Source organism: Bacillus sp. AMCV2 (assembly GCF_056033925.1).
The window spans coordinates 1938799-1958530 of the sequence record NZ_JBVYIB010000002.1; the positions used below are offsets into that span (position 1 = coordinate 1938799).

Sequence of the window (19732 nt, forward strand, 5' to 3'; positions counted from 1 at the left end):
CAATTTATGACACAATGTGCTGCGGAGGTGGCATATGCTGAAAAAATGGCTCGCAGGGATCCTGCTTATCATGCTTGCCGGTTATACGGGATGGAATTTATATCAAACATACAGCAAAAAAGAAGTCGGAATTCAAGAGGGGAAACAAGCACCTGATTTTTCTTTGAAAACGCTGTCAGGAGAGAAAAGCTCTTTACAGGATGCAAAAGGCAAAAAAGTGCTGCTCAATTTTTGGGCAACTTGGTGTAAGCCGTGCCGTCAGGAAATGCCTGCAATGGAAAAGTTACAAAAAGAGTACGCCGACAAACTTGCGGTTGTTGCGGTAAATTTCACTTCAGCTGAGAAAAGTGAGAAACAGGTCCGAGCGTTTGCTGATACGTATGATTTAACGTTCCCCATTCTGATTGATAAAAAAGGGATCAATGCTGACTATAACGTGATGTCATATCCAACGACATATATCTTAGATGAAAAAGGTGTTATCCAAGACATACACGTTGGCACCATGACAAAAAAAGAAATGGAACAAAAACTGGATCTTGATTAGATTCAGTTTTTTTATGCTCAGATATGCTTACAAGTTTTCAGAATTGGAAAAAATAAAAGAATATGCGGAGGTGAGAAGCGTGAAGAAGATGAGAAAACGTTCTTTTCATGAGCTCGTCATGGAAAACAAAAAAGAGCTGATGACCAATACAGAGTATTTAAATCAGCTTGAGGAAAAGCTTGAACAGCGATTTAAGCAAAAATAACCTTTAATTTGTATTCATGTTTACCCCTCCTTTTGAGAAACCTATCTGTTGAGGAGGGATAAACATGGGAAACAACAAGAAAAACGGTCAGCCTCAATATGCTCCAAGCCACTTGGGTACAAAGCCTGTAAAATATAAAGCCAATAAAGGGGAAAAAATGCATGATACTTCAGGTCAGCGGCCGATCATCATGCAGACAAAAGGCGAGTAGCGAAAAATCGAGTTTATTTCTAGGAGGTACATCCGAATGACAAAGAACCAAAATCAATATCAGCAGCCTAATCCTGATGATCGTTCTGACAATGTGGAAAAATTGCAGGATATGGTTCAAAATACAATTGAAAATATAGAAGAAGCAGAAGCATCAATGGAGTTTGCTTCAGGAGAAGATAAACAGCGTATCAAAGAAAAAAATGCAAGGCGCGAACAGAGCATCGAAGCGTTTCGTAATGAAATACAGGACGAATCTGCAGCGAGACAAAACGGATACCGTTCTTAAAAAACCAGGGAAACCTGGTTTTTTTCTTTCTGATTTGATTATGGTAAAATGGGGCTAAATTGACGTTAAGGGAGCAGAGTAATCTTGCATGTATCAAAAAAAGAAATAGAAGTGCGTTATGCAGAAACAGATCAAATGGGAATTGTCTATCACGCAAATTATCTTGTGTGGATGGAGGTCGGCAGAACGGCCTTGATTAAGGACTTAGGCTTTTTATATAGTGATATGGAAAAAAGAGGCGTTCTATCCCCAGTCGTTGATATCAACATTTCCTATAAAAAGCCGCTTCATTACGGAGAAACCGCGGTTGTACATACATGGATAGAGGAATATAACGGCTTTAAAACCGTCTATGGTTATCACATTTATAATCCGGCCGGTGAGCTTTCCATCAAAGCCACCTCATCTCATATTTGTGTGGATAAAGAAAGCTTTAAGCCAATTCAATTCCGCAAAGCTTTTCCTGATTGGCACACAGCATATGAAAAGGCCAAAAAATAGGGAAGTGAACGGGATATGGCGTTTGGTGTGAAACGGGAGGAACTTAACCGGTGGAAACAAGCAGTGAAAAGAGGAGAAATCGCATTTTTAACACATTACTGGCTGGATGACCGATTTCCAGAAGCAAGGACTGTGACAAAAGCCGGCTGTGCAGACATTGATAAGCTGGTTCAGTGGGGAGCGGCGTACGGGTTAAAAAAAGAATGGCTCCATAAGAAAAGTGAATTTCCTCACTTTGATCTATTGGGTGAGACCCAAAAATATATTTTGGAACAAGAAAACCTAACCGATCATCTTATACGATTTCATTTGTAAAAAAAGAACGCACATGATGTGCGTTCTTTTTTATTGGTATTCAAAAACCGGTTCATCAGCGTCTTCTGAATAGCTGACGAGAAGGTCGTGGTTATCAAAGTACCATAAATCACTTTCTTCAATAAAGAAGGTAATGCCATCAGCTTCTGCAGTGACTCCAGCCTCTTGTGGCGCATCTTTCGCTACACCGAGAGAAAAACCCTTTTGAACATTGCTGCAGCCTCCATAGCGGACGAAAAAGCGAACCTGGTCTCCGCTTTCCAAATCGAGTTCTTCTTTATACCAGTTCAATGCGTCTTCGTTAATTGTCATATTCATAACAGAACACCCCTTTGTTCTTCATTTGAATTTTCTCTATTATAAACGTATTAGGCTATTCTGTGTCAAAAGAGAAGTTTTTTAAGCTTATAGCCATTTTACTTTAGGTTCTGTTTTATTGATAATTCGTTTAATGTTCGCCCGGTGTCTGTATATCACAAAAATAGTGAGCAGGGTAACGACAATCAATAAATACGTATCATGGACAAAGAAACTATATATAACAGTATAGATCCCTGTTAACATCGATGAGAGAGAAACAAATTTAGTCAAGTATAAAAAGATGAAGAATACCGCAACCATCGTGATAAATAACAGGGGTGCGTAAAATAGCAAAACGCCTCCTGATGTCGCCACGGCTTTACCGCCTTTAAATTTGGCGAAGATGGGAAACACGTGGCCTAAAACCGCAAAGACTCCTGCAAGAAGCGGGTGAATATCAACATGCATGAGAAAAGGCAATGCAGTTGCCAGTGTCCCTTTCAAAATATCTCCGGCTATGACGACCGAACCAGCTTTTACACCCAATGTACGGAATGCATTGGTAGCGCCTAAGTTGCCGCTTCCGTGCTCCCGAATATCAATTCCCTTGGCAAGCTTGCCCACAATTAAGCCAGATGGAATGCTGCCTATCAAGTAGGCCAAAATAATCAATAAAGCAATTAACATCTACATTTCTCCTTTTTCAAATTCCCTTCTTTTTATTTTAACATGAGATGTCATGATCTGATGATAAGTTTTTTTGTAAAGTTTGCTTACAAATCCAATCAAACATGCATCATATTTTGATTTCTCCTGTTTTGATCGTGTAAAATAAGTGGAAAAGGAGTGACACACGATGCAAAACCCTTCTAAAGCGGAAATTAAAGAGATTCTTCAAAGAAGCAAACGTATAGCGGTAGTAGGGCTTTCAGACCGTCCGGATAGAACGTCACATATGGTTTCAAAAGCAATGCAGGACGCGGGTTATGAAATTATCCCTGTGAACCCGACAATTGATGAGGCGCTAGGTGTCAAAGCCGTTTCATCTTTAAAAGAGATTGACGGTCCGATTGACATCGTAAATGTATTCCGGCGCTCAGAACAGCTTCCTGGAGTGGCGGAAGAGTTTTTAGAGACAGATGCGCCAGTATTTTGGGCACAGCAAGGGCTAGTTAATGAGGAAGCATACCAGATGCTAAAAGAAAAAGGCAGAACGGTTATCATGGATCTGTGCATAAAAGTGGCACACGCTGTAACAAAATAGGTGCAGAACTGCAAAAATCCTTGTAAATTCAAGGATTTTTGCTTTTTAATTTTAAGATATTGTTTGCGTATTACGGTGAAACAGATACAATAAAGCTTGAACAGCTTTTTTTGAATACCTTGTCCAGCTGGGTTTCGGCCGTTCGATTTGCGAAGGTCTGCTGCTTTATATATAATAAACAAACATACGTTCTCATGGTGTGGAAACAGCACTAGCCGATGTTTTGAGAAGAACTGATTCGTTAGCTCTATGTTGCGATTGCAAACATATTGGTTATAATGAGGAGTCCAAGGCAGTACTGGCTCGAGGCGAGGTTTATAAAAAATATCTTATATACAAATGATGTGTAACACTGAAAAAGAGAAAGACAATGTTAGTTTTTGAAAGGGGTTTGTACGTTTGGCTAGAAAACAGCAATTTGATTACAACGAAGATGCCATACAGGTGCTCGAAGGCCTTGAGGCTGTCAGGAAAAGGCCGGGTATGTATATTGGCTCTACTGACGCGCGGGGTTTGCACCACTTGGTTTATGAAATTGTAGATAACTCTGTCGACGAGGTGCTTGCCGGCCATGGAGATCACATAATCGTCAAAATACATAAAGACAATAGTATTTCTGTACAGGATAGAGGTCGCGGCATGCCGACCGGAATGCATAAGCTCGGCAAACCAACCCCTGAAGTGATTTTAACGGTGCTTCATGCCGGAGGAAAATTCGGCCAAGGCGGCTATAAGACAAGCGGCGGGCTCCACGGAGTTGGTGCATCAGTCGTGAATGCTTTATCTGAATGGCTGACGGTTACCATTGAGCGGGACGGTTTTGTCTATCAGCAGCGATTTGAAAATGGAGGAAAACCGGTTACATCTCTCGAAAAGATCGGCAAAACAAAAAAGACGGGAACTCTTACACACTTTAAGCCAGATCCAACGATGTTCAGCACAACCACTTATAATTTTGAAACGCTCTCTGAGCGCTTAAGAGAGTCTGCGTTTTTGTTAAAAGGACTGAAAATTGAGCTGATTGATGAACGCAATGACCAGCATGAGGTCTTTTATTATGAAAACGGTATAGAAGCGTTTGTTGCTTACTTAAATGAAGAAAAAGACGTCTTGTCTGAAGTGGTCTCGTTTGAGGGTGAGCATCATTCTATAGAAGTGGACTTTGCGTTCCAGTTTAACGATGGTTATTCTGAAAATATTTTGTCGTTTGTCAACAATGTCAGAACAAAAGACGGCGGGACGCATGAGTCAGGTGCAAAAACTGCGATGACGCGTGCTTTTAATGAATATGCGCGAAAAGTGGCTTTGCTGAAAGAAAAGGATAAGAACCTTGAAGGCACCGATATAAGGGAAGGGCTTTCAGCCATTATTTCTGTCCGCATTCCTGAGGAGCTTCTTCAATTTGAGGGACAAACAAAAGGAAAGCTCGGTACCAGTGAAGCAAGATCAGCGGTTGATGCGATTGTTTCAGAGCAGCTTGCTTACTTTTTAGAGGAAAATCGGGACACCGCAACGCTTCTTGTCAAAAAAGCAATCAAGGCGAGCCAGGCGCGCGAAGCGGCACGCAAAGCCCGTGAAGAAGCAAGAAGTGGCAAAAAACGGAAAAAATCAGAAGCGACTTTAAGCGGAAAACTGACGCCTGCGGGTTCAAGAAACCCGGCAAAAAATGAATTGTATCTCGTTGAGGGAGATTCAGCAGGCGGGTCAGCCAAGCAGGGAAGAGACCGCAGATTCCAAGCGGTTCTGCCTTTACGCGGTAAAGTCATTAATACAGAAAAAGCTAAGCTTGCTGATATCTTTAAAAATGAAGAGATCAATACGATCATTCATGCGATCGGCGGGGGAGTCGGAGCAGATTTCTCAATCGATGACATCAACTACGACAAAATCATCATTATGACCGATGCCGATACTGACGGCGCCCATATTCAAGTGCTGCTTCTTACCTTTTTCTATCGCTATATGAAACCGCTCATTGAGCATGGCAAGGTGTTCATTGCATTGCCACCTTTATATAAGGTCAGTAAAGGAAGCGGGAAGAAGGAAATCATTGAATATGCATGGTCTGATGAAGAGATGGGTGATGTCCTGAAAAAAGTCGGCAAAGGCTATACCATTCAACGATATAAGGGTCTTGGAGAGATGAACGCAGACCAGCTGTGGGAAACGACGATGAATCCGGAGTCCCGCACACTTGTTAGGGTCAAAATTGACGATGCGGCACGTGTAGAGAGACGTGTGACGACGTTAATGGGAGACAAAGTAGAGCCGCGCAGAAAGTGGATTGAGAAAAACGTCGCTTTCGGCTTAGATGAAGAAAGCAATATTTTAGAAAATGAAAACTTATCGGTCGCTGAGGAGGTTTAATGATTGTCACAGCCAGAATTATTTCATGATTTACCATTAGAAGAGGTGATCGGCGACCGTTTTGGACGCTACAGTAAATATATTATTCAAGACAGGGCGCTGCCCGATGCGAGAGACGGATTAAAGCCGGTACAGCGCAGAATTCTGTATGCGATGCATACAGATGGAAACACGTTTGATAAAAACTTCAGAAAAGCGGCCAAAACGGTCGGTAACGTCATCGGTAACTATCATCCGCACGGTGACAGCTCGGTTTATGAAGCAATGGTGCGGATGAGCCAGGATTGGAAAGTTCGTAATGTGTTAATCGAAATGCATGGAAACAATGGAAGCATCGACGGAGATCCCCCGGCAGCCATGCGTTATACAGAGGCACGATTATCTCCGATTGCATCTGAGCTTCTTCGGGATATTGACAAAAACACGGTTGAATTTGTGCCGAACTTTGATGATACAAGCAAGGAGCCTGTCGTACTCCCGGCGATGTTTCCTAACCTATTGGTCAACGGATCTACCGGGATTTCAGCAGGATACGCGACCGACATTCCCCCTCATCATCTGGGAGAAGTCATTGATGCTGTCATTAAGCGTATTCAAATGCCATCTTGCTCTGTTGATGAACTCATGGAAGTCATTAAAGGGCCTGATTTTCCGACAGGCGGTATTATTCAGGGCGTTGACGGGATAAGAAAAGCTTACGAAACCGGAAAAGGAAAAATCATTATCCGCGGAAAGGCTGAAATTGAAACAATTAGAGGCGGACGAGAACAAATTGTCATTACTGAAATTCCATTTGAAGTAAATAAAGCAAACCTTGTAAAAAAAATGGACGAGTTCCGTATTGATAAAAAGGTTGAAGGCATCTCAGAGGTTCGTGATGAAACGGATCGAACAGGGCTGAGAGTGGTCATTGAACTGAAAAAAGAAGCTGATGCCAAAGGCATTTTGAATTTCTTATACAAAAACACTGATTTGCAGATCACATATAACTTCAATATGGTGGCTATCCATAACCGCCGTCCGATGCTGATGAGCCTGCCGTCTATTTTGGATGCATATATCGGACACCAAAAGGAAGTTGTCACAAACCGGTCCGTTTACGAGCTACAAAAAGCAAAAGACAGACATCATATCGTAGAAGGGCTCATGAAAGCTTTGTCTATTTTGGATGAAGTGATTGCAACAATCCGTTCTTCTAGCGATAAACGTGACGCTAAAAACAATTTGATCGCCAAATATGAATTTACAGAGCCTCAGGCTGAAGCCATCGTGTCATTGCAGCTATATCGTTTAACCAATACAGATATCACAGCGCTTAAGGAAGAGGCAGAAGAGCTCGGTAAAAAAATTGAAGAGCTCGAATCTATTCTGAGCAATGATAAAAAACTGCTAAAAGTGATTACAAACAGCTTAAAAGCACTGAAAAAGAAATATGCAGATACAAGACGCTCCGTGATTGAAGAAAAAATTGAAGAAATTAAAATCAATCTCGAAGTCATGGTTGCATCTGAGGATGTATATGTAACCGTTACGAAGGATGGTTACCTAAAACGGACGAGCCAGCGCTCATTTGCCGCTTCCAACGGTCAGGACTTCGGAATGAAAGATACGGACAGGATGCTGCATCAGTTTGAAATGAATACGACGGACGTGCTGCTACTCTTTACGAACAAAGGAAGCTACATCTATTGTCCTGTTCACCAGCTGCCTGATATCAGATGGAAGGACATGGGCCAGCATTTTTCAAACCTGATCACTATTGACCGTGATGAAACGATTGTAAAGGCCATACCGATAAAAGAATTTGATCCGTCGGCATATCTTCTATTCTTTACGAAAAACGGCATGGTGAAAAAGACAGAGCTCACCCATTATAAAGCACAGCGTTATTCTAAGGCGCTTGTGGCCTTAAATCTGAAGGGTGAAGATGAACTGATTGATGTACATGTAACAAATGGGGAAAGCCAGATCTTTATGGCCACTCACTTAGGGTACGGTCTATGGTTTGGAGAAGACGAAGTGAATGTAGTTGGCGCGCGTGCGGCAGGTGTCAAAGGGATTAACTTAAAAGAGGATGACTTTGTTGTCTCCGGTGAGATTCTTCAGCAATCTGATTCAATTGTCTTGTTCACACAGCGGGGAGCGGTAAAACGCATGAGTCTTTCTGAGTTCGAGAAGACATCCCGCGCAAAACGCGGTGTCGTAATGCTAAGGGAACTGAAAAAGAATCCTCACCGTGTTGTAGCACTGTTCGCTTGCGATCTTGAACAGCGACTAATGGCAGAAACAGAAAAAGGCGACAGAAGAGAACTGCAGGCAAAAGAGTTGCGGACAAACGACAGATACAGCAATGGCTCTTTCTTTTTTGATGAAGAGGAATCAGGTAAGGTTACAGCTGTTTGGCGCCTTCATACAGAACAATAATAAAAAACCCGCTCATACTATATGAGCGGGTTTCGTTTGTTTTTTATCAGCTTTCATGGTTGGTGAATAGATCTGTTACAGCATGAATGACTTCAATCCCCTGCCATACAAATAAATTCAGCGCTGTGAAAGAAAATAAGCCTAAAATCACCATTCTTAAGATAAACAACATGTTAAACAGCCTCCTCATATTTTCGTTACATAATCGGGTGATGTTGAACATGAAGTTTGCCGAAATAAGACGATTGATAAAATTTGGCCAGTATAAAGCTTTTTTTCCGCTGACGTCTGCGGGAGTATCCCGTACTTTTGCTTTCAGCGGTCAGCAGCAGAACAGCCATTGCCCATAAAGCGGTCAGCGTAAATGCCCCTGTGATGGATTTCTTCTCATCATCAGCATTTTGGCCGGCTTTCATTTCATGCATTTCCTGCTGGTCGGCTACGGCTTTATAATGATGGCCGATATCAAAGGCGTGGGGAATTGAGAACAAATGAAAACTGGCAATCGCCAAGAATAAGATGGATGCTTTCAATATCGTTACTTTTTTCAAATGATCTCCCCCTCCTTTAATATTACTGAATATTTTTATAATAATACCCCAATCCATCCTAAAAGTAAACCTGATTTATTAAATTTAAAAATAAATTTAACCTTGTTAAGTATATATCTTTTTGCTTATTTTTGAAAGAGAAAACTTCTTTTATTAGCGTATGTATACCCGGTTTATGGTGTGAATAAAAACATATTTTAAATGATATGTTTGTTGTTTAGGGTTTATTACTTTATTTATGTGCTAAATCAAAGAGAAAGGCAAGAGAATGGGAAGAAATGATTACATTGTTAATAGGGTACTCTTTTTTAAAAGCCAGCTTGCAAGGAATGTTTTTATTCGTAGGAAAATAATAGAGAAGGGGTCGACAGAGTAACATCTGGCTATGACAATATTCTTCTCGAAAAAACTTCCTAATTCGTCATATTGTGATATAATAAAACTCGTTATGTTAAAAAATCTAACATCAAAATCGAATTCGTGTTGAATTGATGAAAACGGGAGGTAAATATGGAGTCTTTTTTCAATAGTTTAATTAATATTCCAAGTGATTTCATCTGGAATTACCTATTTTATATTTTAATAGGGCTTGGATTATTTTTTACCATACGTTTTGGTTTTATCCAATTCCGTTATTTTATTGAAATGTTCAGAATAGTAGGGGAGAAGCCGGAAGGAAATAAAGGTGTTTCATCTATGCAGGCATTCTTTATTTCGGCCGCATCCCGAGTCGGCACAGGGAATTTGACTGGTGTAGCCTTAGCAATTGCGACAGGCGGACCAGGCGCTGTATTTTGGATGTGGGTAGTGGCTGCAGTAGGCATGGCTTCAAGCTTTGTCGAAAGTACATTAGCGCAGCTTTATAAGGTAAGAGACGGGGAGGATTTCCGCGGAGGGCCGGCCTACTATATTCAAAAGGGTCTTGGTGCCAGATGGCTTGGTATCGTTTTTGCAATCTTAATTACCGTCTCATTCGGCTTGATTTTTAACGCTGTTCAAACAAATACAATTGCTGGAGCATTGGATGGCGCATTCCATGTGAATAAAATAGTTGTAGCCATAGTTCTGGCGGTTTTAACTGCGTTTATCATTTTCGGCGGTTTAAAACGTGTTGTCGCTGTTTCACAGCTAATTGTGCCGGTTATGGCAGGCATTTATATCCTTATCGCTTTATTTGTTGTCATCACGAATATTACAGCTTTCCCTGGCGTTATCGCTACAATTGTTAAAAATGCTTTAGGTTTTGAACAAGTCGTCGGCGGCGGAATAGGCGGCATCATCGTTATCGGTGCGCAGCGCGGACTTTTTTCAAACGAAGCAGGAATGGGGAGCGCACCAAACGCGGCTGCGACGGCTCATGTATCCCATCCGGCAAAGCAAGGCTTTATTCAAACATTAGGCGTATTTTTCGATACATTTATTATATGTACGTCCACAGCATTTATTATTTTGCTGTACAGTGTAACTCCAAAAGGCGACGGCATCCAAGTAACACAGGCTGCTCTTAACCATCACATTGGAGGCTGGGCGCCGACTTTCATCGCAGTCGCAATGTTCTTGTTTGCATTCAGTTCAGTTGTCGGCAACTATTATTATGGCGAGACAAACATTGAATTTATTAAAACAAGCAAAACATGGCTGAACATTTACCGTATCGCTGTAATTGCTATGGTTGTGTATGGATCTTTATCAGGCTTCCAAATCGTTTGGGATATGGCGGACCTCTTTATGGGTATCATGGCGCTGATCAACTTAATTGTGATTACGCTGCTGTCAAACGTTGCTTACAAAGTGTATAAAGATTACGCGAAACAGCGTAAGCAAGGACTTGATCCTGTGTTTAAAGCGAAAAACATCCCAGGGCTGAAAAACGCTGAAACATGGGAAGATGAGAAACAAGAAGCATAATATAAATATAAAACAAAGCTGCATTCAATAGTTGAATGCAGCTTTTTCATTATTGGAAATAAATTTAATTTTTCGACTCGAATGAAAAATGACGTGTAAAGTCCCTATTCAGTCCAGTTTTCTTTGTTCTATATGTGTCATGTGTGTCTTATTCAATGGAGATAGAGCAAATTGACAGGCTTTTAAACCTCCCAAAAACAAGAAATTAGGTTGATAGACAATCATGAGAAAGATTTTTACAATGAGTTCGTGCTCATAAGAAGTGAAGAGCCAAAATGATGCGAAGGAGGAAAAGATCAGATATGAAACGGTCAATCTCTATTTTTATTACGTGTTTATTGATTACGTTATTGACAATGGGCGGCATGATGGCTTCGCCGGCATCAGCAGCAGGGACAAAAACGCCAGTAGCCAAGAATGGCCAGCTTAGCATAAAAGGTACACAGCTCGTTAACCGAGACGGTAAAGCGGTACAGCTGAAGGGGATCAGTTCACACGGATTGCAATGGTATGGAGAATATGTCAATAAAGACAGCTTAAAATGGCTGAGGGACGATTGGGGTATCACCGTTTTCCGTGCAGCGATGTATACGGCAGATGGCGGTTATATTGACAACCCGTCCGTGAAAAATAAAGTAAAAGAAGCGGTTGAAGCGGCAAAAGAGCTTGGGATATACGTCATCATTGACTGGCATATTTTAAATGACGGTAATCCAAACCAAAATAAAGAGAAGGCAAAAGAATTCTTCAAGGAAATGTCAAGTCTTTACGGAAACACGCCAAACGTCATTTATGAAATTGCAAACGAACCAAACGGTGATGTGAACTGGAAGCGTGATATTAAACCGTATGCGGAAGAAGTGATTTCCGTTATCCGCAAAAATGATCCAGACAACATCATCATTGTCGGAACCGGTACATGGAGCCAGGATGTGAATGATGCTGCCGATGACCAGCTAAAAGATGCAAACGTTATGTACGCACTTCATTTTTATGCCGGCACACACGGCCAATTTTTACGGGATAAAGCAAACTATGCACTCAGCAAAGGAGCACCTATTTTTGTGACAGAATGGGGAACAAGCGACGCGTCTGGAAATGGCGGTGTATTCCTTGATCAATCGAGGGAATGGCTGAAATATCTCGACAGCAAGACCATCAGCTGGGTGAACTGGAATCTTTCTGATAAGCAGGAATCATCCTCAGCTTTAAAGCCGGGGGCATCTAAAACAGGCGGCTGGCGGTTGTCAGATTTATCTGCTTCAGGAACATTCGTTAGAGAAAACATTCTCGGCACCAAAGATTCTACGAGGGACATTCCTGAAACGCCAGCAAAAGATAAACCCACACAGGAAAACGGTATTTCTGTACAATACAGAGCAGGGGATGGGAGTATGAACAGCAACCAAATCCGTCCGCAGCTTCAAATAAAAAATAACGGTAATACCACGGTTGATTTAAAAGATGTCACTGCCCGTTACTGGTATAAAGCGAAAAACAAAGGCCAAAACGTTGACTGTGACTACGCGCAGATTGGATGCGGCAATGTGACATACAAGTTTGTGACGTTGCATAAACCAAAGCAAGGTGCAGATACCTATCTGGAACTTGGATTTAAAAACGGAACGTTGGCACCGGGAGCAAGCACAGGGAATATTCAGCTTCGTCTTCACAATGATGACTGGAGCAATTATGCACAAAGCGGCGATTATTCCTTTTTCAAATCAAATACGTTTAAAACAACGAAAAAAATCACATTATATGATCAAGGAAAACTGATTTGGGGAACAGAACCAAATTAGTTAAGCTTTTTTTGGCGGACATCAGTAACGATGTCCGTTTTTATCATCTAATAGGAGGTTTGCGTTGTGGATGAAATACTGAAACAGTATATGGTGCTGTACAAAAAAATGAGTAATATGATAAATGGTCCGGACTATCCAGGTAAGGAAAAAGACATCCAGCATCAAAAAGATCAGATCGAAGTTTACGAAAAACAGCTGCAGCAAGGATTTTCTACAGATTATGACTACGATGTATTTGCTGACTCGGTTATCAAATGCGCATATGGCGATATGACGCTGGAAGATTTAGAAGCCGTTTATTATGGATTGACAACACCATTTTTTTGATTTGTCATTCAGCAGTAAAATTTCAAAATTTCAATTTCTGTCTCACTAACTTAAGTATACTTTGATATTGAGACAGAAATTTATTTATTTCGCTTACTTCCTAGAATATATATTATGTAAACTAAAAAGCGGATTCTTTTGATAGTTATTAACTCTTGGCCTTCCACCTATTCTTCCTCTAGCTCTAGCTGATTTAAGCCCAGACAATGTTCGTTCACGAATGGCCCGTTCAAACTCGATTGCTTTACCAGCTGCCGTACTTGTATCTAAAATATCTTGTATACTAATAAATTCGCCACAAATAGACAAGAGCTTGTATCACTTAGATACAAGCTCTTTTTGTACTAAAGCCCTCCTTAATTGAATTAACCGCGTGTTCTTATGTGACGTTGGATTCAACGGCTAACTCTTTGATATGCGTTTATCACAGCCTCTCGGTTATGTCACTTGTTGCTGGTCTTCTTGATCAAGTCCACGCCATCGTATGCAAGACTTTCCACACTTGCAGCCTTCTGCAGTAAGTAATGATCAAAAAAGCTTTTCGTATAGTCTGTAACAAGATTTCGCATTTCCATAGCATCCCGTTCGCCTCTGAGTTCCTCCTTAACATTGGTAAACACGATGTCACAGTAATCTAAATGCGCAGCACGATCAACAGAGAAATAATAGGTTTCCATGCTATTGTTAGCGCCAATTATCGCATTCATATTATAGTTAGGTTCACAAAACAGTAGCAAGAAGGGTTTCTTAAGGTTGCTGCCGAGAAGACCGAACGCACCGCTATCCAAGCCAATCCCGCAGGCGAACCGTTCGTCGTCCCGGCAAACTATCGCCGTCGTAGGCCCTCCATAAGAATGTCCGACTATGCCCATGCCGATGTCAAGCAACAATCTGCCCTTAAAGATGGAATTCAGCTCTCCAGAGTCCAGTTTGTAAAGATAATCGGCTACATACCTTACATCTTCTGCCTGTAATTCGCTATACTCTGTTAACTTGGCAAGTATCGGCAGTGTAAGCACGTTTTGACACATCTCAATGGCCGTTTCATCATCAGGACGCAGCTCCATCCTACCAGCCAACTCCACCATCTCCGGATCTTCAGAAAACGCCATAATGGCATCCGAAAAATCCTTTGATACATTAAACAGGCGCCCATCTTTACGCTTATACATCGTGCTATTCTGATGGCCGATGCTTACCACTACATATCCCATGCTTGCCAAGTCTGTACAGATCACAGTACCCCATTCTGGAGAACCTCCTCCGCCGCAAACATAGAATAATACCGGATAGCGCTTTTCCTTCCCGGAGAGAGCAAGGTCGTCGTAACACTGGGTCTTGATATCGATAGAGTAAGCATCCTTCAACGCTGTGAGAAGCGGCTGCTCATTCAACATCTCGTAGACTTCAGGAAACATGTACGTTGATATAGTCTTACCTTCGCTACTGTCGGACGGATAGTACACAAACACCGTCAGTTCTCTTTTTGAGTGATCTGATGCCGTATACTCAAAGTCCATCTGGGTTCGACCGACAGTATAGCAGCCAATTGGTTCTGGAAATGCGTCATAAGTTTTCATTTTCTTGCTCCCCCTTAATTAATAAAAGTGGCGAATGTGAAGTATATACATTGAGCTATGAGCGCTAAAAATTTCAAAAAAATTTATAATCTTCAAGCAGAAAATGACGAAAAAAAGCGATTTTCTGATCGGAAAATCGCTTTTTTCAGACTTCGACTTTTTTATTTCCGTGCAGGTTTATTTGATGCACCCTTGGCGGTTATGACTACGGCGTTTAGATCCGTATCCGCTCCAATGCGGTACCGCTTGCCTTGGTGTCCTTAACGATTTACAACAAATGTTGTCACGCTTTGAGCTGGAAGATGGGCCCAAAAATGATTTCCCGATACAGTGAGATTCGTTCCAGGTTGTAGATTGCTGCTGCTGCTCGTGATCCATCTAGATACGTTTGAAGCAGATCCATTCTGCAAAACAAAGTTTTGGTTGACTCCTGTGTTGCTTTTATTGATGGCAACAATAACGACCTTGTTGTCACCTTTATAGGCTGACACGTAAACGTTCGCATTAGGGTTTTTCGTTGCATCAATCCTTACATAGCCGGGACGCACAAACTTTGAGAAATGAGCCATATTGTAGCCGCGTTTGCTGATCGTACCATCTTCTTTCATAGGTCCATATGATCTTCGGATGTACCACCATACATAAGCTTGAAAGTCCCCCTCTACCATCGCATTGTGAATATGTTGTGAAACATCCAATGCCTCGGGCCATCGATCCGCTGAGTTGTTATCACTGTTCGGATAGTATACTTCCGTCATCCAAAGATCCTTCCCCGCTCCTTTTTGTTTGAAAAGAGGATAAGGGAATTGGCTGACCTGAGTGCCGTACAGGTGGGTTCCGAGAATATCCATATTGGCAAGAGCCTGTGGATCGTTCAAAATCGGGTCCGACAAGTTCTTCAAGTATTGAAATGACTCAGGCGCAATGACGCGGGCATTGATCGAGCCGGCGTTTTCTCTCATAAAGCGAAGTATTTCTTGCGGCGTCCACCACGTCCACTCGTGAGCGTAATCAGGCTCGTTTTGTACCGAAATCGCGTAAAGATTCACACCATTATTCTTCATGAAGGTAACAAAATCGTTAAGATGCTGTGCGTATGCTGCGTACTTGTTGTATTTCAGCCGTTTAGCCGATGTGTCACCATTACGATTAAAGGTCTCAACCATATCACTTGGAGGATTCCAAGGAGAAGCAAAAACGATTGCTCCATGTTTGACCGCACTCTTTGCAGTCTCCACCTCTTTATACCAATTATTTCGATTTTCATCTACATGAATTCTTAAGATTGAAAATCCTAACTGGTTCTGTCCATTGCCAAAAGCAGTTTCTCTTTGAGCTGCTGTAAGATCCCCAGCCCAAGCCGGATGATTCATCCCTCCAAAACCGCGAATCACTTGTTTCTCTGCAGATACATTAACTGTTACATCACTTGCTGCCAAAACTTCAGTAGCGCCTGGCCCTAACATGACTGACAGCATAGTGAAACATACTAATAGTACACAAATTGTTTTTTTTATGCGTGGAATCATTTATTTCTCTCCTTCGTAATGTGTCTTTTACGGTATTAAAAAATCTGCATGGCATATCCATAATGGCGGGCTGTTCCGGACTTCACCCGCCTCGTTTTTAAGCGGTCCCATTACGAGTACTATCTTTGCGTAAACTGCCAGTAATCAAAATTAAACAAGTTTCCTGTACCTGTTCCGGTAAATACAAAGAATACTTTGTGCACGCCGGTTGCCCCGCTTATCGCAGTTTCTATTTCTCTCCACGTTTGCGCTCCACCTGTGGAAGGTACATTTAGGGTTCCTACAAGTTGACCGTCTGCACTGTCGAGGCGCACTTCTATTTTCCCGCCTATAGTGGATGCTACATTTGCTTTAAACGTTCTGGCGCCGCCCGCCCCGAAGTCTGCATTTCCTACAGCAATCCAGTCTCCATTTTGAATGCTTGTTACATGCTGATTATTTACTGGCCCGCCGGGTGCTGTCGATTTCTCTGTCAAAATGCGTCCATTCCAGGCAAACGTTTCAGCTTCTACCCGGTTATAAGGATTCAAATTGGAAAGCTGTGTTACACCTGCATAATTTGCTGCTACCTCTTGGATGGATCCATCTGGGTTATGCACCAGCTTATTAATATGGGGAGAACGGTATCCTTTGCCGGCCCCGAACAGAGCGGAACTGACAGTTTGCGCATGGTACACCACATACCACTCGTTTTTAAAATTGAAAACAGCATGATGGTTGTTTCCGCCGCCTCCGAAAAATGCACCCGGATTTTTCAGGAAATGCCCTCTATATGTAAAGGGACCCATGGGATTTGAACTGGTCATGTAGCCGATCTCACCCGGGGGTTTATCGGCCGGGTGCATGCCGCCGAAATTGAAGCAATAGGAGTAATAATATGTTCCGTTAAACTTGTGCAATCCCGAATCTTCAAACATGAAAGGCGCATCAATTGTAGATGCACTTCCCTCAACACTCGTCATATCAGGCCCTAATTTTATGACCCTTGCCGTTTTAGGATTGGCCCATTGTGCCTGCGTTGGATTTGAACCGCCAGGAACGCCTCCCCCGGCATACAGGTAACCGGTGCCGTCATCATCTACAAATACTGCCGGATCAAAAAGCCATACAACACCAGACATTCCTGGCGTACTTGGCGTTACGAGCGGTTTTCCGATTGGGTCGGTCCATGGACCAATCGGGCTGTCTGCGGTGAGAACCCCGATACCTCCGCCGCTGTTTGCGAAATAAAGGAAGAATTTATCCTTGCCATTAATTTTTTTAACTGCGATTGACGGTGCCCATGACGCACCTGCCCATTTTGCAATTCCACGGCCTCCATTAGCTCCATTGGCACCTGCTACCGGAATGGCTCCGTGGTCTGTCCAGTTCACCATATCCGCTGAAGATATGACGAATACTCTATTCAAATTGGCAAATGAATTATCTTTAATTGTTCCGTTGCTATTATATTCATAGTCATCACTTGACATATAGATGTAGACTCTTCCGTTATAGGTCAGCGCAACCGGATCCGCTCCCAAATGATGGTCGATAAGCGGGTTTGAATTCCCTATATGTTTTGCAATTGTAGTACCTGTGGCAGCATACGCAGAATTCCCAGATAAGCAGCTCAATAATAAAACTAGAATCCATAAACATACGCTACACTTTTTCCTCATCACTTCACATCCTCCTTTTTCCTTAAAATGGGGATTTTCTTTTGGAATTTGATGACAACAGGTCATGAAGATCGCACGCATAAGGTAGCCGGAAGCTGTTTAGCAATGTTCCCAGTTCTTGTTCTGAAAGCTCTTCTTCATGTGTCTCCATTCTTCGAGGAGATCGCACCACTCCTTCAAAATTGTTCGAAAAAATTTCCCCATTCCTAGTGACCATTGTCCAGAAAATAAAAAGACAGGATTGTTCATGGCCTCCCACTAATCACATTGAACGGAGATTACATCATTATCCAAGATATCCCTTTATCTAACATCCTACATCATTAAAAAAATTGTGTATAGAAACTTTTGGAGGAGTTAGTTTTTCGATTCTACAAAGGAACTGGATACATTTATTCATTGATAAGATGGGGCTAACACTCCGTTTATATTTGTATGTTTTCAGACACAAAAAAACAGCCGTTCAATGCGGCTGTTTTTTTTCAAGACTATAAGAACTATTGAGCGGTATACCCGCTTTTTCATGTTTTGTTCATATTTTATTAAATGTTTATTCAACACTGTCCGCTATAGTAATCCATATCAACAAATATGACTGCCACTCGCATCTTTTATGAAGGGAGGTTCGTTACGCTGAAAGAAAAAATAAAGACATTAGGCCGTTTTTGCACCGTAGGCGTCGGCAATACGCTGATAGATTTTGGTGTCTTCTTTCTTCTTACCGCTTGTCATGTCTCTTATCTGCCGGCGCAGATCTGCTCCTATACTGCAGGTATCGTCAACAGCTATGTGTGGAACCGGAATTGGACGTTTTGTGTGAAACGTAAGGCTGACGGGAAAGAGATCGTGCGTTTTCTCATGATTAATATTGCCGCGTCGGGGATCACCTTTTTGCTGCTTTATTTGTTTCAAAATTGCGGCTGCTCGCTTTTGGTGAGTAAGCTCGCCGCCACTATCGGCGGAATGATGATGAATTTTATCGGAAACCGAATCTGGGTATTTGGAGATTCACTGAAAAACATACAGGATCAGGAGTGAGGATGAATGAGAAAAAAAGTGAGAAAAGCGGTTATTCCCGCAGCGGGTTTAGGAACGAGATTTCTGCCGGCGACAAAGGCGCAGCCTAAAGAAATGCTCCCAATCGTCGACAAACCAGCAATCCAATATATTGTAGAAGAGGCCGCAGAGTCAGGAATTGAAGATATACTGATTATTACAGGGAGAAACAAACGCTCGATTGAAGATCATTTTGATCGGTCGGCCGAATTGGAATTCAATCTCCGGGAAAAAGGCAAGACGGAGACACTTAAGGAAATGCAGCAGATTGCCGATTTGGCCAACATACATTACATCCGCCAGAAAGAACCGCTCGGATTAGGCCATGCGGTGCTGTGTGCGGAGCATTTTATCGGAGATGAGCCTTTTGCCGTTCTCTTAGGTGATGATATTATGGTGTCTGAAACACCGGCTCTTCGGCAATTAATGGATGTATATGCCGTTTATGGCACAGAGGTTGTCGGTGTACAGTCAGTTCTCCCTGAGGATGTCAGCAAATATGGTATTATAAATACATCAGGGTCTCAAGGGCATGTATACGAAGTGAACGATTTAGTGGAAAAGCCTTCTCCTGAAGAAGCACCTTCGGAAATCGCAGTAATGGGACGTTATGTGCTGAATTCTTCGATCTTCTCCGTTTTGAAGACAATTGGCAGAGGCGCGGGCAACGAAATTCAGCTGACAGATGCGCTTCGTGAGGTTTGCCGTAAGGAGCCGATCCACGCCCGGCTGCTGGAAGGAAATCGATATGACATTGGCGATAAGCTAGGCTGTTTTAAAGCGAGCACCGAAATCGGCTTAATGCGTTCCGAAATGAGATCTCAGCTTTTGGCCTATTTAGAAGATGTGATCAAACGGGAATCGAAAGAAATGCTGCGGTAAAAAAATTGTAA

The 19732-nt window shown here is 42.2% G+C and carries 21 protein-coding genes; 14 read left to right on the top strand and 7 right to left on the bottom strand.

Features of this window, described 5'->3' with window-relative positions; genetic code table 11:
- Positions 1–34: 34 nt before the first annotated feature.
- The 6 genes from AC0OMA_RS09945 (at position 35) to AC0OMA_RS09970 (ending at position 2067) form a co-directional block, all read left to right on the top strand.
- Positions 35–547, top strand: a complete 513-nt coding sequence (locus AC0OMA_RS09945) for a redoxin domain-containing protein (RefSeq protein WP_003231571.1) — start codon at positions 35–37, stop codon at positions 545–547.
- A 79-nt stretch (positions 548–626) separates the two neighbouring features.
- Complete coding sequence (locus AC0OMA_RS09950) at positions 627–752, top strand: FbpB family small basic protein (protein ID WP_003244964.1); 126 nt, start codon at positions 627–629, stop codon at positions 750–752.
- A gap of 64 nt (positions 753–816) precedes the next feature.
- On the top strand, positions 817–963 hold the full coding sequence (gene sspN / locus AC0OMA_RS09955; protein WP_003231569.1) for an acid-soluble spore protein SspN: 147 nt from the start codon (positions 817–819) through the stop codon (positions 961–963).
- A gap of 36 nt (positions 964–999) precedes the next feature.
- Entirely contained in the window at positions 1000–1251 is a 252-nt protein-coding gene (gene tlp, locus AC0OMA_RS09960) for a small acid-soluble spore protein Tlp (RefSeq protein WP_003231568.1), read from the top strand.
- A gap of 84 nt (positions 1252–1335) precedes the next feature.
- On the top strand, positions 1336–1752 hold the full coding sequence (locus tag AC0OMA_RS09965; RefSeq protein WP_017696516.1) for a YbgC/FadM family acyl-CoA thioesterase: 417 nt from the start codon (positions 1336–1338) through the stop codon (positions 1750–1752).
- 15 nt (positions 1753–1767) lie between these two features.
- Positions 1768–2067 carry a hypothetical protein gene (locus AC0OMA_RS09970; RefSeq protein ID WP_015383773.1) on the top strand — a complete coding sequence of 100 codons (300 nt, stop codon included), beginning with the start codon at positions 1768–1770 and terminating at the stop codon, positions 2065–2067.
- Positions 2068–2097: 30 nt separating this feature from the next.
- Here the strand turns inward: AC0OMA_RS09970 and AC0OMA_RS09975 are convergent, their stop codons facing one another.
- Positions 2098–2385, bottom strand: a complete 288-nt coding sequence (locus tag AC0OMA_RS09975; protein ID WP_003231562.1) for a HesB/YadR/YfhF family protein — start codon at positions 2383–2385, stop codon at positions 2098–2100.
- Positions 2386–2472: 87 nt separating this feature from the next.
- Entirely contained in the window at positions 2473–3054 is a 582-nt protein-coding gene (gene plsY, locus AC0OMA_RS09980; RefSeq protein ID WP_003231560.1) for a glycerol-3-phosphate 1-O-acyltransferase PlsY, read from the bottom strand.
- A 169-nt stretch (positions 3055–3223) separates the two neighbouring features.
- Here plsY and AC0OMA_RS09985 point away from each other — a divergent pair, with 169 nt between their 5' ends.
- The 3 genes from AC0OMA_RS09985 (at position 3224) to parC (ending at position 8422) form a co-directional block, all read left to right on the top strand.
- Positions 3224–3631, top strand: coding sequence for a CoA-binding protein (locus tag AC0OMA_RS09985; protein WP_003245606.1), 408 nt, complete (start codon positions 3224–3226; stop codon positions 3629–3631).
- Positions 3632–4030: 399 nt separating this feature from the next.
- Positions 4031–5998: a DNA topoisomerase IV subunit B gene (parE, locus tag AC0OMA_RS09990; protein WP_014479944.1), complete on the top strand. Its 1968-nt coding sequence runs from the start codon at positions 4031–4033 to the stop codon at positions 5996–5998.
- A gap of 3 nt (positions 5999–6001) precedes the next feature.
- Positions 6002–8422 (top strand): DNA topoisomerase IV subunit A, encoded by a 2421-nt coding sequence (gene parC, locus AC0OMA_RS09995; protein WP_015383774.1) that lies wholly within the window; start codon positions 6002–6004, stop codon positions 8420–8422.
- 46 nt (positions 8423–8468) lie between these two features.
- Here the strand turns inward: parC and AC0OMA_RS10000 are convergent, their stop codons facing one another.
- Together AC0OMA_RS10000 and AC0OMA_RS10005 are read right to left on the bottom strand one after the other, a co-directional pair.
- Positions 8469–8594, bottom strand: a complete 126-nt coding sequence (locus AC0OMA_RS10000; RefSeq protein WP_003231548.1) for a hypothetical protein — start codon at positions 8592–8594, stop codon at positions 8469–8471.
- A 25-nt stretch (positions 8595–8619) separates the two neighbouring features.
- On the bottom strand, positions 8620–8973 hold the full coding sequence (locus AC0OMA_RS10005; RefSeq protein WP_003245190.1) for a hypothetical protein: 354 nt from the start codon (positions 8971–8973) through the stop codon (positions 8620–8622).
- Between the two features lie 510 nt (positions 8974–9483).
- Between AC0OMA_RS10005 and AC0OMA_RS10010 the strand changes: the two genes are divergently transcribed.
- From AC0OMA_RS10010 to AC0OMA_RS10020, 3 genes are all read left to right on the top strand, one after another.
- Positions 9484–10881, top strand: a complete 1398-nt coding sequence (locus tag AC0OMA_RS10010; protein WP_015383775.1) for an alanine/glycine:cation symporter family protein — start codon at positions 9484–9486, stop codon at positions 10879–10881.
- A gap of 302 nt (positions 10882–11183) precedes the next feature.
- Positions 11184–12683 (top strand): endo-1,4-beta-glucanase EglS, encoded by a 1500-nt coding sequence (eglS, locus tag AC0OMA_RS10015; protein WP_181219271.1) that lies wholly within the window; start codon positions 11184–11186, stop codon positions 12681–12683.
- Positions 12684–12749: 66 nt separating this feature from the next.
- Entirely contained in the window at positions 12750–13013 is a 264-nt protein-coding gene (locus AC0OMA_RS10020) for a YnfE family protein (protein ID WP_003231535.1), read from the top strand.
- Between the two features lie 443 nt (positions 13014–13456).
- On the opposite strand, the gene AC0OMA_RS10025 is transcribed toward AC0OMA_RS10020, so the two are convergent.
- The 3 genes from AC0OMA_RS10025 to xynD form a co-directional block, all read right to left on the bottom strand.
- Positions 13457–14593 carry an alpha/beta hydrolase gene (locus tag AC0OMA_RS10025; protein ID WP_015383777.1) on the bottom strand — a complete coding sequence of 379 codons (1137 nt, stop codon included), beginning with the start codon at positions 14591–14593 and terminating at the stop codon, positions 13457–13459.
- A 260-nt stretch (positions 14594–14853) separates the two neighbouring features.
- The gene (xynC, locus tag AC0OMA_RS10030) at positions 14854–16122 is read right to left on the bottom strand and encodes a glucuronoarabinoxylan endo-1,4-beta-xylanase XynC (protein ID WP_029317861.1); all 1269 of its coding nucleotides are present in this window, start codon (positions 16120–16122) and stop codon (positions 14854–14856) included.
- A 119-nt stretch (positions 16123–16241) separates the two neighbouring features.
- Positions 16242–17783, bottom strand: coding sequence for an alpha-L-arabinofuranosidase (gene xynD, locus AC0OMA_RS10035; protein WP_181219273.1), 1542 nt, complete (start codon positions 17781–17783; stop codon positions 16242–16244).
- A 591-nt stretch (positions 17784–18374) separates the two neighbouring features.
- Here xynD and AC0OMA_RS10040 point away from each other — a divergent pair.
- Both AC0OMA_RS10040 and galU read left to right on the top strand, forming a co-directional pair.
- A complete protein-coding gene (locus tag AC0OMA_RS10040; RefSeq protein ID WP_003231531.1) occupies positions 18375–18821 on the top strand; it encodes a GtrA family protein in 447 nt (148 codons plus the stop codon).
- A 6-nt stretch (positions 18822–18827) separates the two neighbouring features.
- A complete protein-coding gene (gene galU / locus AC0OMA_RS10045) occupies positions 18828–19721 on the top strand; it encodes a UTP--glucose-1-phosphate uridylyltransferase GalU (protein ID WP_015383781.1) in 894 nt (297 codons plus the stop codon).
- Positions 19722–19732: the final 11 nt, after the last annotated feature.